1 protein-coding gene (only partly in view) is annotated in these 17,006 nt (G+C 67.5%); it reads left to right on the top strand.

Annotation, left to right across the window (positions count from 1 at the left end; translation table 11 throughout):
• A protein-coding gene (locus tag J0M27_RS00080) for an FG-GAP-like repeat-containing protein (protein ID WP_294986256.1) crosses the window boundary here: on the top strand, positions 1-17,006 show its end. The gene continues 39,430 nt to the left of window position 1, outside the view; the window shows 17,006 of its 56,436 coding nt (coding positions 39,431-56,436); its start codon lies off the left edge, out of view; it ends in the stop codon at positions 17,004-17,006.

Genomic DNA, 17,006 nt, shown 5'->3' with positions numbered 1-17,006 from the left:
ATGGCGCCACCGAACAGTCGCTGGTGGCCGACGCCATCACGCCGCGCGCATGGACGGCGATTCTTGCCGGCGCGCCGGCGGCCACCGAGACCTGGCGCGTCACCCTCGGCGGTTGGGATTACGACTACCCGGTCGTGGCCGGCAATACCACCGCCGATGTCGCCCTGGCGCTTGCCGCCGCAATCAACGCTCGCAGCCACCTGACCATGTTCTCGGCAACCACCGAGAACCGTACGCTGGTGATCGTCGATACCAGTGGTGGCAACGCCGCGCCGGTTTACCAGGTCGGCACCGCCGGCACTTATGTGGCGGATGCGCGCTTTGCCGCCACCGGCGTGAGCCTGCAGGCGCCGTGGCCGGCGCATCTCTCGGGTACGCCGATCGTGGGTGAAGTCTGGCGCGTCACGCTCAACGGCATCAATCGCGACCACACGGTGCTCGTCGGTGAAACGACCGCGGACATCGCCCGCGCGCTGGCCGCGACCATCAACCTTGCCAGCGCCACCACGAGCTATTCGGCGATGGCCGAGGGCAACACCCTGTTCATCGTGGATCGCAGCAGTGGCGCACCCGTGCCGCTGTACAGGATCAACGGCGCGGCCAATGCCCGCTTCGCCGCCGGAACCAGCCTGCAGGCGCCCACGGCGGCCGTCACCCTGCCGGCCGGGACCTATGCGACCGGCGTCAGTTACACGCTGCTGTTGCGGGTCGGCGAGTTCGCGACGCAGTACGCCTACGTCACCGCGGCTTCCGACACCGCGGTCGAAGTCGCCAAGGCCCTTGCCGCCGCCGTCAACGTCAATGCGCCGGATGATTTCACCGCCATAGCCGACGGCGAAACCCTGGTCGTGGTCAATCGCGCCGGGACCAGTTTCAGCCTCGCCAACGTTGCCGACCCTGCCGCAGCGGGCAGGTCGGCCCGGGTCGAGCTGACAGCGCAGACGCTCTTCGCCGGCGAGGTGTGGACCATCATCCTCGACGACAAGACCTTCACTACTACCCACACCCACGTGGTTCTCCCGGGCGAAACCCTCGACGACCTGGCGCGGGAACTGGCCAACAGCATCGTGTCCGGCGGCGTGGTGACCTTCACCGCGATTGCCGAGGGCGGGCAGGTGCACATCGTCAATCTCGCCGGCCAGGAATTCGTCACCACGGTCGAGGTGACGCCGGTCGGCCAGGTTTCGATCGTCGAGACGCGCAAGTTCAGCGCGCCGCTGGTCGGCAACGAGTATTTCTACCGGCCGGTCAACCTGAATACGCGAGTGGACGAGTCGGCGCAGGTGGATACGCTCAATATCTACAACGGCAACAGTCCGGCCGATGACCATGGCGTCATTACCGCCGATCACCTCACCGGGCTTGGCATGGGCGGCGACACGGTGATCGCCGGGCGCACGCTCGCCGGCGGCATCATCTACCGCAACCTGGAAGTCCTCAACATCGAGTTGGGAAGCGGCAACGACGTCTTCCAGGTCGTGTCGACGCATGCCGGCGCCACCAATATCTCGACCGGCGCCGGCGCGGACGACGTCCATGTCCAGTCCATCGACGGCCATACCGGCATCGACACCGGAGCGGGCGACGACGAGGTATGGGTCGGGAGCGAAGCGGCGCCGAACTTGGCGACGCCCGAAAACCTGCTCGGCACCGTGCGTGTGCTGCTGACGATTGTCGGCGGTGCCGGCAACGATACGCTGTACGTCGATGACAGCGCGGAAACCGACGGTGGCGCCGGAGTGCTGACCGGATCGACGCTGACCGGCCTTGGCATGCCGTCGGTGTCCGAGGTGCAGACCATCCGCATCCAGGCCGCGACCGGGGTTTACACCTTGCGCATCGCCGACGAAACCATCGATTCGACGACTGCGACGACCACCCTGGTCGAGCTTTCGGGTACGCCGATCGCCGGCGACGACTGGACCATCGCGATCGGTACCCTCGACGGCATTTATCGTTTCCCGGTCAAGGTCGGCGCCCCCGGCGTTCCGGCAACGGTGGCGGGCATCGCCAAGGCGCTGGCGGCCGCAATCAATGCGTCCGTCCTGCCGGCGATGGCGAATTTCTCGGCGACATCCGATGGCTCGATCGTGGTCATCGCCAACATGGCCGGCAATGGCTTCCAGGCCGTGTTCGAGATCGCGACCAGCGCCATCGCCCCGACGACGAGCGCCGAAGAACTGGAGGGCGCCACCGCGGCCACGGTAATTGCCGGCACCCTGGTGTCCGGCGATGACTGGACCTTCAGCCTCGCCAACCGGAACTTCGTGATCGAAGTGGGGACGACCTATTTCGGCACGATCATGGCGAATACGCATCAGGCCATCGCGCAGATCCTCGCGCGCAAGATCAACGAGGACGCGAGCCTGCCGAACCATCTCGCCATCGCGCTCGGCGATACCGTGCTGGTGGTAGACCGCTCGCCGTTCCCGGTCCTGCCGACGATGGCGCTAAGCATCGGTCTCGGTGGCGGCGTCACCGCCGGTTCGATCACGATCGATGGAGGCAGTACGTCCTGGGTGGCGCTGACCCTGGCCGGCACACCGGTCGCGGGTGAGCGCTGGTTTGTCACCATCGCCGGGGTCGAGTACGGTGTTACCGCCGGCGGGACGCTCGCAGAAATCGCTGCCGGACTGGCGACGGTGATCGAAACCACCGGCCCCGCGTCGCTTGCCGCGACCGCCGAAGGCAACACGCTTACGGTGATCGACAGCGCCGGCCGCATCTTCCCGGCCGACTTCACCATCCAGGTGCGCGCCACCGGCACGGCGACCGTCACGCCGGGAACGGTCGCACCAGGCGTGAGTGCGCCGATAACGCTGTCCGGAACCGTGACCGCCGGTGAGCGGTGGATGCTGACCCTCAAGGTCGGCGCCGCGCTCGCCACGGTGAGCTACACGGCCGGCGCCGGCGACACGCTTGCGGCCGTGGCGCTGGGGCTGGTGCAGGCGATAGAGACCGCCACTGATCCGGCAATCGCTCCATTCGTCGCGACTGCCTCGGGCGCGGTGATCCAGTTGAGCAATGCCGCATCGGCCTATAGCGCAACGATGACGGTGGTTCCGGCGGCCACCGCGTCCGCCGCGCGGCTCGATGGCAGCAAGGCCACCTCGGTTGCCTTGACTCTCTCCGGCGCGCCGGTGGCAGGCGAGTTCTGGTACGTGACCCTCAACGGCATTGAGTACGGTACCAATGCCAGCGGCGGGCTGGCGGACATCGCCGCGGCCATCGCAAGCGACATTTCGATTCGCGGACCGGCGACGCTGAGTGCCGCGTCGGAGGGAACGACGCTCATCATCGTCGACGGCGCCGGCGTGCCGTTCCGCTCCGATCTCGCCGTCGCTGTGCGCGCCGTCGCTACCGTTACCGTTCCGGGAGGCTCGATTGCAAAGGAGGCGATCGCACCGATCACGTTCTCCGGCGCGGTGATCGCTGGCGAGAAATGGGTGCTGAACCTGACCGTCGGCACCGCGCTGACCTCGGTGAGTTACACCGCGAAGACCGGCGATACGCTGGCGAAGATTGCCGCCGGACTCAAAGTGGCGATCGACACGGCCACCGATCCGGTCGCCATTCCCTTTGTCGCCACGGTTTCCGGCGCCGTGCTGCAGTTGAGCAATACCGCGTCGGCGTTTACCGCAGTGGCAAGCGTCCTGCCCGCGGCCACGGTCTCCAGCGCCCGGCAGACCGCGGTAACGCATACCTTTGACCTGGCCGGCGCGCTGGTGACCGGCGACCGCTGGATCGTCAGCCTCAACGGCGCGCAGTTCTCGGTCGTGGTCGATTCCCTGGTGGATCTCGGCAATGGCAAGGTGATCGTCGATACGCTGGAAGAAATCGGCCTTGCCCTTGCCCGCGCCATCAATGCCGCGGCTCCGGCGAGCTTCACCGCCTTCCTCGACGGCGATACGCTGCTCGTCACCGAACGCAGCGGCGCTGCCTTCGATGCCGATGCTTCGATTGCGCTGGCGACCTCCGTCAGCGGCAGCCTGACGCTAGCCACGGGCTCGGCGATCGTCGTTACGCTGAGTGGTGATCCGGTGGCCAACGATATCTGGCGCCTGACGCTCGACGGCGTCACCAGCCACGAAATCCGTGTCGGAGCCGTCCTCGGCGCGGGCGAACAGGCCATCACGGTCGATACGCTCGGCGAAATCGCTGCGGCGCTGGTTGCCGCCATCAATGATCCGCTTGGTGACATCGTCGCGACCCAGGTCGGCAATACGCTGGTCCTGGTCAGCCGGACCGCCGCCACCTTCACGGCGCAGTTCGAACTGGTGCTGGCCGCGCGCGCGGCGACGGTACTCGCCACGGCGAGCGGCGTGACGGCGACGCTGAGCGGCACGCCGAACGTGGGCGACACCTGGACCGTGTTCCTCGATGCCACCACGTCGCGCTCCGTGACCTACGGCGAGATCGTCGGCCTGGTCACGGTCGATACACTGGCTGAATTCGCCGCGGCGCTGGCTTCCAGGATCAATGTCGTGCCCGGATTCACGGCGACGGTCGGCATCGCCCCGAACAGCATCGACATCGGCGGCCCGCTGGTCGATCCTTCCGCGCGCATGACACCGCGGATCGCAGGCTCGGCGACGGTCGCGGCGGCAACAGCCGCGACGGCGACCCTGTCCGGCACGCCGCAGCCGGGCGAAACCTGGACCATCAGGCTCAACGACACGACTTCCGTCGCCGTCACCTACAACGAGCTCGTCGACCTGGTCACGGTCAATACCTTCGACGAGTTCGTCGAGGCCCTGCGCTTCAAGGTCGATGCGCTGGGTGGCTTCGTCGCCTTCGAGACCGCCGCCGCCGATACCTTCGCCATCGTGTCCACCGGTGGCGTGCTGGTAAATCCGGGGGCGATCGTCACCCGCCCGGGCAGCGCCGGCACCGTCACCGGTTCCGCATCCAATGCCCGGGTACTCACCTTGAGCGGCCTGCCCATCGTCGGCGCCACCTGGTCGATCGACGTGGATGGCACGCCGCTGTCGGTTCTCGTCACCGCCACGCTGGACACGGCCGCCGAGATCGCGCAGGCCTTCGCTGCCGCGATCAATACGGGCGCCCTGGCGGCGACGCATGGTGCGAGGGTGAGCGGCGAACGACTGACGATCGCGCGGGTCGACGGCGCCGCACCTGTCGTCAATGCGCTCGCGATCTCGGATGGCGGCCTGGCAAATGTCGGCGCTGGCGCGACGGCAAGCCAGGTCGCCGGCAACGAAGCGTGGTCGATCGCGTTCGCCGGGGTTCCGGTCGCTGGTGAAAGCTGGCAACTGGCTTTCGACGGCCAGACCAAGATGCTTCCGGTAGTGGCCGGAATGACGCTGGCCGATGTGGTGAGCAGCCTCGCCGCCCTGATCGACGCCACGGCAGGCTATTCGGGCCTCGCCGAAGGAAGCACCCTGGTGGTGGCGCGCAACGACGGCAGCAGCGTCGCCGCCGCGCCGACGATCGTGGTCACGCCGGTCAATTCGATCACGGAGGCCTGGGTGCGGACGGTAACGCTGACCGGCACGCCGGGTGCCGGCGAGGTCTGGTCGTTCGTCATCAACGGCAAGACCGCCACCTATACCGTTTTGGCCGAGGACCTGACGGAAGGCAACGAGGCGGCGCTGGCCCGGATCGCGAGCAAGCTTGCCCAGTACATCAACGATCGCAACGACATCCCGCTCACCGAGTCCGACGATTTCCTCGGACTCTCCGCCGCGGCGAGCGGCGCAAGGATCGTCATCACCGGCACGCTGGCCGCCTTTACGGTCGGCAGCTTTACGCCCGCGGCCGGCAACTTCGCCGTGGTCGCCGTCGCGTCCGGCACGCGCAATATCCTGTCCGGCGGCGTCACGGAAGGTGACACCTGGACTGTCAGGCTGGTGACCGGCGTGGATGCCGTCGCCAACTTCAGCCATGTCGTCGCGCTGGTCGATGCCGACGGCGACCCGGCGACGCCGGGGCTGCGCCTGCCGACCCTGGCCGAGATCGCAGCGGCGCTGGCGGGCAAGATCAACACCGGCGCGTCGGGCGGTTTCCTCGCCATCGCGGAAGGCAGCACACTCGTTGTCATCAACCAGGTCGGGACGAGTTTCACGACCGGGCTCAGCGTCGCCCCTGCCTCGGTGATCGCCGTTTCGCGCAGCTTCGAGCTACAGGGCACGGTGACCGCCGGTGACGCCTGGACGGTGACGCTGAGCTCCGGCGGAGTGGCGACCTCGGTCAGCGTCACCGCCGGCAGCACGCTGGCCAGCGTCGCCACGGCACTGGGCGGCGCCATCAATGGCACCGCCGGTTACAAGGCCACGGTGAACGGGACCACGCTGATCATTTCGACCAAGGGTGCGATCGCTGGCAAGGCATTCGCACTCAACAGCACGTCGCCCGCCGGAGCAGTCGTCGAAAAGGCCGTGACCACGACCCGCGAACTGGCCGTGTTCGGACCGGCCGTTGTCGGCGATGTGTGGACCGTGACAGTTACCGCCGGCGGCGTGACCAGTTCGGTTTCGGTTCCGGCGACCGGCGACCTCGCGACGCTTGCCGCCAACCTGGCGACGCAGATCAACCTGCTGACCGGATTCACCGGCTCCGTGAGCGGTTCGGTCATCACCGTGGCGACGGCCGGCGCGAACGCCTCCAAGGCACTCACCGTGTCCTACGGAGTGGTTCGCAACTTCGCCGACGACAGCTCGGATCCGGCGCCATCGACCATCGGTGTCGCGCACGGCGCTCCGGTGACGGGCGAAACCTGGCGCGTCACGGTTGCCGGGGTCGATCACGACCACGTGGTGACGGCCAATCAGACCCTGGCCGACGTGATGGCGGCCCTGGCGCAGCGCATCACCAATGCCTCGGCCTTCGATGCCGCGAGCCGCGGCGAGACGATCGTGATACTGGGCAGCGCCAGTTTCGCCATCCCGGCGCGGGTCAATGGCGCCGTGAATGCAAGCGCCGCCTCGTACAACGGCGGAACCGTGACGATCAGCGGCACGCCGAAGGCCGGCGAAACCATCACGCTGAACCTCGGCGCCACGACGCATGTGCATGTGGTCCGCGCCACGGTGCCGCTGGCGGAGATCGCCGCGGGCCTTGCCGCCCGACTCCACGCGGCGGGGATCGAGGCGCGGGTCGAGGGCGATTCCCTCGTCCTCGTGAGCGGCCTCGGCTCATCCTTCTCGATCCCGTCGGCATCGACCGCCGGTAGCGCGACCAGGGTCGTGGAGTCCGCATCCAACGTGCGTTACACCCTGGCCGGAACATCGCGCATCGGTGAGACCTGGCGCGTGACGGTCGGCGGCGCGGACTACGACTACGTGGTCGAGTCGCCCACGGTCATCGCGGGGATCCTCGCCGCGGACATCAATGCCGCGGGCTACGTGGTCCGCGCCAGCGTGACGCCGCTGGCGCCGGCGGCGCCGACCGCCGGTGAACTATGGACGGTGAAGGTCGACCTGGGCGCTACGACGCTGACCGTGGGGTATGCGGCGGTAAGCGGCGACAGTATTTCCCGCGTGATGGCGGGCCTGGCCAGTGCGCTGAATGCGGCAGGCAATACCCAGTTTGTCGCGCAGGCGGTCGGTGCCGATCTGCTGCTGGTCAACCGCACGGCCCTGATGCCGGCGGTCGAGTTCAAGCGGGGTACAACGTCGCTGGCGCCAACCGTGAGCGTGGATGCCAACCGGGTGGCATCGACCGAGAACGGCACCATCGTCATCGTGCCGCTCGCCGGCGGCTTCACCGCGGCCGGCGCGGCCGCGGTAGCCGCCCGCAATTCGCTGACGATGGCCGATGCCACGGTGGTTACGGTCGCGCCGACGGCGACCCCGGTCGAGGGCGAATCCTGGCGGGTGACGATCGGCAGTGGCCTCGACGCGGTGCTCTACAGCCATGTCGTGCAGCGCGTGGGCGGCTCGGTCCAGACCGCCGCAGAGATCGCGGCCATCCTCGCTGGCAAGATCACCACCGGCGCCGTTACCGGCTACACCGCGTTCGCCGACGGCGGCGTTCTGGTCATCACCCGCACCGACAACACCACCATTGGCGCGACCAGCTTCGTCGTCACGCCAGCGGCGGGCATCGTCGTCGATGCCGCGACCCCGACCAGCCGCATCGTCAGCTTTGGTGCGGCGGGCGCCGCAATCCAGGGCGAGTCCTGGTACATCCTGATCGACACCGCCGACGGCGTATTCGCCTACAGTCACACGGTCCAGGCGGGCGACAGCGTTTCCGCGATCGCGCTGGCCCTGGCGCACGAAATCAACACCGACGGCGCCGGCGGGTTCACCGCCTACGCCGACGCCCTCCAGTTGTTCATCGTCGATCGCAGCGGGCGCAGTTTCGCGGCGCACTTCGAGGTTGCACTGGCCGACGGCCGGCGCGGTGGGGCGGCGGAGCTGCTGCTGCCGGCATCTGTGCACGACATCACGCTGGGTGGCACGGCGGAAGTCGGCGAGGACTGGACCATCGAGCTTGAAACCTCCGATGGCCTGGTGCGCAGCTACGGCCACCGTGTCGTCAGCGCCGACTTCCTGAATTCCCCGGTACCGCCGTCGACGACTCCTGCGCCACGGACGCCGACCGAGATACTCGCAGCGCTCGCCGCGGAGCTTGCGGCCGCCATCAACGCGGACCAGGCAACGGGCTTCACCGCCTTTGCCGACGGCGTCAAGCTCATCGTTACCCAGCGCGAGGGCATTTCCTTCGACGCCGAGGGCGTGATCGTGCCCAAGCTGCGCGCGGCGGGGTCGGTGACCGTCGTCGGTGGCAAGGCGGCCGAGGGTGGCGATGTAGTACCGGCAATCGAAGTCAACCTGGTCAACGGCATCCCCATCACGGGCGCCCACTGGATGCTGCAACTGCAGGTCGATGGCGTGACCTACGACTTCGACCATGCCGTCGCCACCGCCCAGCCATGGCCATCGATCGCCGCCGGCTTTGCCGCCGCGATCAATGCCGCGGCAGTGGCCGGTTCGCCGCTCTCCGGCCTCACCGCGACGCTGACGGATGGCGACACCCTGCTGATCGCCGATCTCGGCGGTCGCCGCCTGGCGGGTTCCGTGGTCCTGGTGCCGGTCGCGCAGTCGGCGATCGACGGCGGCAGCGCGACCACGACGATGGTCGACCTGATTGGCACGCCGCTGGCAGGCGAGCCGTGGCGCCTGCGCATCGGCGAACTGATGTACGAGGTGAAGCTGGGTGACTTGGTGAACCTGGTCACGCTGGGCGATGCCGACAACGCAGTGACCCTCGCCGAGTTCGCCGCCGCGCTGGCGTGGAAGCTCAATGCCGATTCGGCGGCGGCGCGCACGCTCGATCCGGAAGGCGCGGCGGCCCGTTACACGGCCTTTGCCGACGGCGCGCGCATCATCGTCGTGGATCGCGAGGGCGGCATATTCGAAACCCTGCTCGAGGCCGGCACCATCACCCGTGCCAAGGGTTACGCCGACATCCAGCTCGATTACAACCTCGACGCCGCCCAGATGCAGGCTCGACTGCAGGCCCTTTACGGCTTCGACGATGTTTCCGTCGCCGAATCGCGCAACGATGGCGACGTCAGCTACACGATCAGTTTCGTGCGCGACGAGGCGGGCGTCGACCTGCCGCAGATCGCCTGGGTCGAGACCGCGCAGACCACCGGCCTCCTGCCCAGCCCGAATGCGTCGGTGGACGTCGCCACGGCGACCGTTCGCAACGGCGCGCTGGTCAATGCCGGGGTCAACAACCTGCAGACGATCAACATCAATCCGAACGTCACCGGCGGCACCTTTACCGTGTGGTTCCGCATCGAGAACGAGCGCGGCGAGTACGAGCTCGCCGAAAGCGCGCCGATCGCCTACAACGCCAGCGCGATCGACGTGTTCAAGGCGCTGAGTCCGATCCTCAACCCGAACGGGGCGACCATCGACATCGATGAGGCCTTCGACCAGGCTACCCGCATCACTTCGCGGCCCTACACCGACAATTTCGCGGTGCGCGAGGTCGATGGCGTATTCGTCATCACCTTCCAGGGCGAGCACCGCTACCTGACGATCCACGACATCGACACGCGGCTGTTGCTCACCCAGGAAACCGGCACCGACAACGAATTCGAGGCGCCGGCGGCGACGGTCACCCTGGGCGGCAGCGACGGCACGCTCGCAGGCAATGCCACGGCACCGCGGGCAACCACCATCGACCTGTCGGGCCATGCGCTGACCGGCATCTGGACCCTGGAGATTTCCTTGCGTGGCGTCACCAGCAGCCACCAGGTGACGGTCGGCGACAGCTACACCATCGACGGCCTGTCCGTAATCGCCGACTCGCAGGCCAACATTGCGCGCATCCTCGCGGCCAAGGTCAGGAGCGAGGCGGCCGACGTGTTCTCGGCGACGATCGACGGTACCAATGGCGATCTGTTGGTGATCGTGAACGCCGAGGGCACCGCCTTCCGCGTCGCGCTGGACGCGGGCGGCACCGAACTCGGCGTGGCCGACATCGATCGTTCGACGCCGGAAGAGGCGTCGGTCGATCTTGGCGGCACTCCTGCGGTCGGCGAGGTCTGGAGCATCGTCCTTAGCGATGGCGCTTCGCTACCCGTCACCTACAGCTACACCGTCGGGCTGATCGACGCGGACAACGATGCGGCGACGGCGCCGGTGCTGCCCAGCCTCGACTACATCGCCTCGCAACTCGCTGCCGCGATCGGCGTCCATGCCGACTACGCGGCGGTTGCCGAAGGCGACGATGTCATGATCGTCCGCGCCGATGGCAAGCCGTTCTCCGCCACGCCGGAAATCGCCGCCGCCGGCCAGCCGCTTCCGGGCCAGACCTGGTCGGTGACGCTGGAAAGCGCCACCAGCGGCGCGCTCACCTTCAGCCATGTCGTCGGCGCCGACGAGACCCACGCCACCGTCGCGCGCGCATTGGCGAACCTGATCAGCAGCCTGGGCCTGCCGGAGTTCCGCGCGACGAGCGAGGGCGGCGAGTTGCGCATCGAGAACGTCGCCGGCAACGTGTTTTCCACGGTGTTCGCGGCCAGCGTGCAGAGCGAGTCCGTCGTCCAGCCTCAAGCCGGAGAGACCTGGCGCGTGACTCTGGGTACCGCGACGGGCCCGCTGGTGTTCAGCCATGTGGTCACGGCCGGCCAGACCGCGGCCGATGTGGCCGCGGCGCTTGCGGCGCGGATCAATACCCTGGGCCCGGTCGAATTCGTCGCCGTGAGCGAAGTCGGTGTGTTGCGCGTCACCGACACCACGGGCGCGGTATTCACCTCCAGCCTCTCGGTCGACGGCGTCGCGCTGCCGGGCGATGTCGAAGCCGCGGCTGCAGTGATCGCCACCCGCGTCGACGGCATCAATTACTACGGTTTCGAGACGCTGAACATCGCGCTGGGTTCGGGCGGCGACGTGTTCAACATCCAGGGCACCACGGCCGTGACCAATATCGACCTGAATGGTGGCGACGACGCGCTGTATGTGTCTTCCGCGGCGAACTTCGGCATCGACACCTCGCCCGATGCCGTGTTGCCCGACTTCCTGCCCGGCCACCTGCACGCGATCAACGGCGCGCTGAACATCGATGCCGGTACCGGCGACAACCGCCTCATGATCAGCGGCGAATCGAGCACGCTCGACAATAGCGATATCGTGATCTCCGATGTGCCACTGCTTTCCGAGCCGGCCGGCACCGAGATCGCGGTGCGCGGACTCACCGGCGGCGACGACGCCTTCGGCTGGGTCGACCGGCCCCAGGCCACCATCACCTTCCAGGCCGCCGGCGGCACCTTTGCCGAGGGCATCACCTTCTGGACCGGTTTCGGCGACGACACGGTCCTGATCAACGGCACCCACGCTAGCGCCGGGACCCGGACCATCACCACGGTCAACACCGGCCTCGGCGACGACACGGTCTTTGTCGACCTCGACGTGACCGAGACGAACGGCACCGACACCAGTGACGGCGTCTTCGTCCTCAATACGCAGGGACCGTGGAACAATTATCCGGGCATCACCGACAACGACACCGTGCTTGGCACCGATACGGTCGGCGGAACCTACGTGTCGACGCTGCCGCTTATCGTCTTCGGCGGCCAGGGCAACGACAGCATCACCGGCGGTTCGGGCGACGACATCCTTTTCGGCGATCGCGGCCGCATGCTCAGCTTCGAAGACGTCGGCGGCATCCCGACCGTGGTCGAGGGCCTCGGCAGCGGCGGTCCGGGCGACGTCACCGACGGTGTGATCCGCACGCCCGACCAGGTGTTCAGCGTCGATCCGGACGTCGGCGGCAACGATGTGATCATCGGTCTTGAAGGCGACAACATCCTGGTCGGCGGCTTCGGCAACGACACCATCACGGCCGGCGCCGGCGCCGACCTCGCGCTGGGCGACAACGGCCGGATCGACTGGACTCCGGTCGGAGACTACGGCGCATTCCAGACCACCGATCTCCTGCTGGGCGGCAATGACGACATCCGCGTCGGCGACGGCGACAACCTCGTGGCCGGCGGATTCGGCGCCGACGTGATCGAGACCGGCGTCGGTGCGGACCTGATCCTCGGCGACAACGGCATCTTCGACTACACCACCTCGACCGGCGACGTGGTCGGCTACCTCGCCGGCGAGGTCCAGATCACGGTTGAAACCGCGGATCTCACCGCGGCGCTGGCGCGCCTCGGCGTCGCCTCCATCGCCGACCTGGTGGGCATGACCCTCGAAATCAGCATGGCGATCGCCGACACGGCGCTTGGCCAGGCGCGGCAGATCACGGCCCAGGCGTCGGGCGCCGTCGCGGGTACCACGGTGCTGACGCTGGATGCGGCCTTCGTGCTTGAATCCGGTGCCGCAGGCGACATCCTCGAATACCTGATCTATTCGGCTACCCACACCGGCGGCGTCGCGATCCTCACCGAGGCCAGCACCACCGATACCACGACGGCGACTGGCGGCAATGATGTGATAGTCGGCGGTGGCGGCACGGCGGACAACATCGTCCTGGCCGGTGTCGGCGACGACCGCGTGAATCAGCCGCCGCTGGCGCCCGGCGATCCGCTGCCGGTGCTGAGCACGGGCGTGGATATCGTGATCGGCGACAACGGCTTCGTGACCTGGGATGGTGCCGGCCTGATGACCGAGTTCGCTTCGACCGAGCTGAACCTGGGTGGCAACGACCTGATCGCCGTGGGCGATGGCAACAACATCGTGGTCGGCGGATTCGGCAGCGACACCATCACCACCGGCGCCGATGCCGACATCGTGCTGGGCGACAACGGCGCGGTGAGTTACAGGCCGGATACCACGCTGCTGTTGCAGGCCTCTACCACCGACGTGGTAAATGGCACCGGCGGTGGTGACACCATCGACACCGGCGCGGGTGACAACCTGGTGATGGCCGGGGTCGGCGCCGATACGGTGACCACCGGCGACGGGATTGACCTGGTGATGGGCGATAACGGTCAGTTCAACTGGGGCACCACCGGGCTGCTGGAATCCTTTGCCAGCACCAGCCCGCTGGTGGTCGGCGTCGATGCCGGCAGCCAGGCCGCGCCGAACTTCGCCGACATCGACGGCGACGGCGACCTCGACGCGGTGGTGGGCGGCACCGATGGCTCGCTGCGTTACTTCGAGAACACCGGCACGGCGGCGGCGCCCAACTTTGTGGAAATCCTCGGCAGGGCCAACCCGTTCAACGGCATCGATGTCGGTACTGAAAGCGCGCCGGTCCTGGCCGACATCGACGGCGACGGCGACCTTGACCTGGTAGTGGGGGCGACCGACGGCACGCTGGACTATTTCGAAAACATCGGCACGGCGGCGGTGCCGGTCTTTGTCGAGGTGGTCGGCATCGCCAATCCGTTCGACGCAATCGACGTCGGCAGCCAGAGCACGCCGGTCTTCGCCGACATCGACGGCGACGGCGACCTCGACCTGGTGGTGGGCGCGACCGACGGCACGCTGAGCTACTTCGAGAACACCGGCTCGGCGCTCGTCGCTGACTTCGTCGAACAAGCCGGCGCCGCCAATCCCTACGACGGCATCGATGTCGGCGGCCAGAGCGCGCCGAACTTCATCGATGCGGACAACGACGGCGATCTGGACCTGGTGGTGGGCGCCTCCGACGGCACGCTACGCTACTACGAGAATGTCGGCACGGCGGCAGCACCGACTTATGTCGAGCAGACCGGCGCCGCCAACCCGTTCGACGGCATCGATCCCGGCGCCCAGAGCAAGCCGGTCTTCGCCGATCTGGACGGTGACGGAGATGCACATGTGGTCGTGGGCGACAGCGGTGGCACACTCAGCTACTTCGCCGATGCCGGTGGCGACGACGTGATCGCGGCGGGCGACGGTGCCAACGTCGTGGTTGGCGGATACGGCAATGACACCATCACCACCGGCACGGGCGTCGACATCGTGCTGGGTGACAACGGCGCGGTGACCTACACCCCGGGTACCACGCAACTGCTGCAGGCGGTATCGACCGATGCGGCGAACGGCACCGGCGGCAACGACACGATCGCGGCGGGCGAGGGCGACAACCTGGTATTGGCCGGCGTGGGCGGCGACACGGTCACCACCGGCGACGGCGTCGATCTGGTCATGGGCGACAACGGGCAGTTCGACTGGGACAGCGCCGGCCTGCTCACCGGCTTCGCGTCGAGCGATCCGACGCTGGGTGGCAACGACCAGATCGTTGTCGGCAACGGTGACAACATCGTCGTTGGCGGCTTCGGCGACGATACGATCACCACCGGCACGGGCGTCGACATCGTGCTGGGTGACAACGGCGCGGTGACCTACACCCCGGGTACCACGCAACTGCTACAGGCCGCGTCGACCGACACCACCAACGCCACCGGAGGCGACGATACGATCCTTGCCGGCGAGGGCGACAACCTGATCCTGGCCGGCGTAGGCGCCGACACGGTCACCACCGGCGGCGGCGTCGACCTGGTAATGGGCGACAACGGCCAGATTGACTGGGCGTCTAACGGCGAGTACAGCGCCTTCCAGACCACGGATCCGCTGCTGGGCGCGAACGACGTCATCCAGGCTGGCGATGGCGACAACATCGTCGCCGGCGGCTTCGGCGCCGACCAGATCACCGTCGGGCTGGGCGAAGACCTGATCCTCGGTGACAACGGCATCTTCAGCTTTACGCCTGATGCAGGCGGTGCGGCGGTCCTTACCGAAGCCCGTACCACCGACCTGGCGAATGGAACCGGAGGCGACGACACGATCGCCGCCGGCGACGGCGCCAACGTGGTGCTGGCCGGTGTGGGCGCGGATGCGGTGAGTGCCGGTACCGGTGCCGACATCGTGATCGGCGACAACGGCTATGTGAACTGGGATACGGCGGCGCTGATCACGCAATTCGGTTCCTCGGAGCCAGAACTCGGTGGCGATGACACGATCGACGTCGGTGACGGCGCCAACATCGTGGTCGGCGGCTTCGGCGCCGACACCATCATTACCGGCGCGGACGCCGATATCGTGCTGGGAGACGACGGCCAGGTCGACTATGTGGGCACCGACCTCGACTCGGCCGACATCGACCTGATCCAGAGCACCTCGACCACAGCCTTCGGCGGCGCGGACACGATCACCACGCTGGGCGGCGACGATATCGTTATCGGCGGCCGGGCTGGCGACACGATCGACGCGGGCGACGGCAACAACCTGGTGATCGGCGACAGCGGCCGGATCACCGCCGATGTCGTCGATGCACCGCAGCTCACGGGCCAGCCGATCACGCTGGGCCTGGTCGAGACCATCCAGCCCGACGATGGCGGCGCCGACCTGCTGACCGTGGGTATGGGTGACGACATCGTTCTGGCTGGGTTCGGCGGCGACACGCTGATTGCCGGAGGCGGCGATGACACCCTGTTCGGTGACAACGGCGAGATCGTCTATGTGGCGGCGGTGATGGACACGCTGCAATCCACCGACACGGTCGACGCGACCGGTGGCGACGACATCATCGACGCCGGCGAGGGCGACAACCTCGTGATCGCCGGCGTGGGGAACGATACGGTGACTGCCGGAGCCGGCGCCGACGTGGTAGTAGGCGACAACGGAATGATCATCACCGACGCTGCCGGCGCGGTGCTGGAGATCATCTCGACCGATCCGCTACTCGGCGGCAACGATGTGATCGACACGGGCGACGGCTTCGACGTGGCGATCGGTGCCGCCGGCAACGACAGCCTGACCAGCGCCGACGGCAACGACGTGCTGTTCGGCGACGGCGGCCGGGTGGTGTTTGCCGCCGGTGGTGCAGTGGTTACCATCGCCTCGGTCGATGTCGATATCGGTGGCAACGATACGCTCGATGGCGCCGCCGGCAATGACATCCTGATCGGTGGCTTCGGCGAGGACCTGCTGTATGGCAGCCTGGACGAAGACCTGCTGTTCGGCAGCTACGCCACCGTGATCCTGACCGGCGGCTTCGTGACCAGCATCTCGGGCGATTTGAACGACCTGCTCACGGCTGCGATGCTGGGGCAATTCGACGCTCCGCCGCGTAGCATCGAACAGGCGCTGTCAAGCCTGCTCCAGGGCCTGCCGGGCTATCTGACGATGCTGGCCGCGCCGTTCGACTCGCAATTGCAGCCGGATTCCCTGCTCGAGGCCGACGTGTTCCGCAAGGTGTTCCGCATCAATCTTTCGATGCTGGCGGCCGGTCAGCTGGATGCCTCCATGTTCCAGGAGGTGTTCGAGTTCGGCTCGGTGACTCAGCCCGACGAGCCTTCCCATGGCTGGATACTCGACCGCGACGAGGCGGAGAATGCCGCCGGCTCGGGCGGTGGCGCCCCGATCGTCGAGCAGGATGGCGGGCCGCTGGCGGTCGTGCCAGTGGCGCCGGTTGATCCGGATCAACTCGGTGGTGACATGCTGATCGCTGCATTCGGCCTGGCCGGGCTGAACGCCGTGCAGCAGTCGCAATCGCGACCGGGCCGGGAACGCGCCAGGCAGATGCGGCTAGGTGCCGGCCTGCCGGGACGCCGCGTTAGCTTGCCGGATTTGACTGCCCCCATGTAG

Source organism: Sulfuritalea sp. (assembly GCF_017302275.1).
In the GTDB taxonomy this organism is placed as follows: domain Bacteria; phylum Pseudomonadota; class Gammaproteobacteria; order Burkholderiales; family Rhodocyclaceae; genus Sulfuritalea.
Note: the sequence above shows the minus strand (reverse complement) of the source record. Positions and strands in the feature narration are given on the sequence as shown.